At 67.1% G+C, this 1,428-nt stretch carries 1 protein-coding gene; it reads left to right on the forward strand.

Features of this window, described 5'->3' with window-relative positions:
- Nucleotides 1-133: 133 nt before the first annotated feature.
- Nucleotides 134-1,372, forward strand: a complete 1,239-nt coding sequence (locus LE548_RS45230; protein ID WP_225102856.1) for an IS256 family transposase — start codon at nucleotides 134-136, stop codon at nucleotides 1,370-1,372.
- Nucleotides 1,373-1,428 lie beyond the last annotated feature (56 nt).

A 1,428-nucleotide genomic window follows, 5' to 3' on the forward strand; every position in this document is an offset into this window, starting at 1 on the left:
GGTTGCGTCCTGGGAAGTGGTGTACGGGTTCGACCTGATCCGGGGGTTTGCTCCCGCGTCGGGGTGACGCCCGCATAGATGAACGGCCACCGGCTGATCTTCGAGATGTCGAGTCACGAAGGAGATCAGCACGATGACCGCACCCGACAGTCTGCCCCTGCACGCCCTCGCGGAGGACAACCTCGCAGCGGCGAGTCCCGATCTGCTGCGCGCGATGGTCAAGACGTTCGCGGACGCGCTCATGTCCGCCGAGGCCGATGCCCTCTGCAATGCTGAATACGGGCAGGTCAGCGACGAGCGAGTCAACCATCGCAACGGGTATCGCCTTCGCGAGTGGGACACCCGCGCGGGCACCGTCGAACTCGCCGTTCCCAAGCTGCGTCAGGGCAGTTACTTCCCGCACTGGCTGCTGGAGCGTCGCCGCCGGGCTGAGCAGGCCCTCATCAGCGTGGTCGCCACCGCCTATCTGCTCGGCGTCTCCACCCGCCGAGTGGAGAAGCTCGCCGAGAGCCTGGGCGTCACCCAGCTGTCGAAGTCCCAGGTCAGCGCCATGGCCAAGCATCTCGACGAACAGGTCGCCGCGTTCCGCAACCGGCCCCTGGACGCCGGCCCCTACGCGTTCGTCTGGGTGGACGCGCTCACGCAGAAGGTTCGCGAGGGCGGCCGCATCATCAACGTCCACGCGCTGATCGCGGTCGGCGTCAACGCCGATGGGCACCGTGAGATTCTCGGCCTGGACGTGGCCACTGCCGAGGACGGCGCCGGCTGGCTGGCCTTCCTGCGCTCCCTGATCGCCCGCGGCCTATCGGGCGTCCAACTGGTCATCTCAGACGCGCACATGGGCCTGGTCAACGCGATCGGGGCCACCCTGCCCGGCGCGAGCTGGCAGCGATGTCGTACTCACTACGCCCGCGCGTTGCTGAGCCAGGTGCCCAAGTCGGCCCAGCCGTGGGTGGCCACGCTGCTGCGGACCGTCTTCGAACAACCCGACATCGATGCAGTCCAGTCCCAGATGCGGCACGTCCTGGACGCATTGGAAACCAAGTTCCCCAAGGCGGCAGCCCACTTGGACGCCGCTCAGGGCGATGTGCTGGCGTTCACCGCGTTCCCGCGCGAGATCTGGCGGCAGATCTGGTCGAACAATCCGCAGGAACGGCTCAACAAGGAGATCCGCCGCCGCACCGACGTGGTCGGCATCTTCCCCGACCGCACCGCCCTGATCCGCCTGGTCGGCGCGGTGCTGGCCGAGCAGAACGACGAGTGGACCGAAGCCCGCCGCTACATGGGACTCGACCTGCTGGCCAAGGCCCGCCTCCACCCGATCGAGTCAGAAACCGACGACACAGTCATCCCGACGGAACTCACCGCATAGCCTCAAAGAAGAGATCACCGAGTGGCCGTCGATACACCACTCCCGCGGACGTGACC

This window comes from Streptomyces sp. CoH27, assembly GCF_020181035.1.
GTDB lineage: Bacteria > Actinomycetota > Actinomycetes > Streptomycetales > Streptomycetaceae > Streptomyces > Streptomyces camelliae.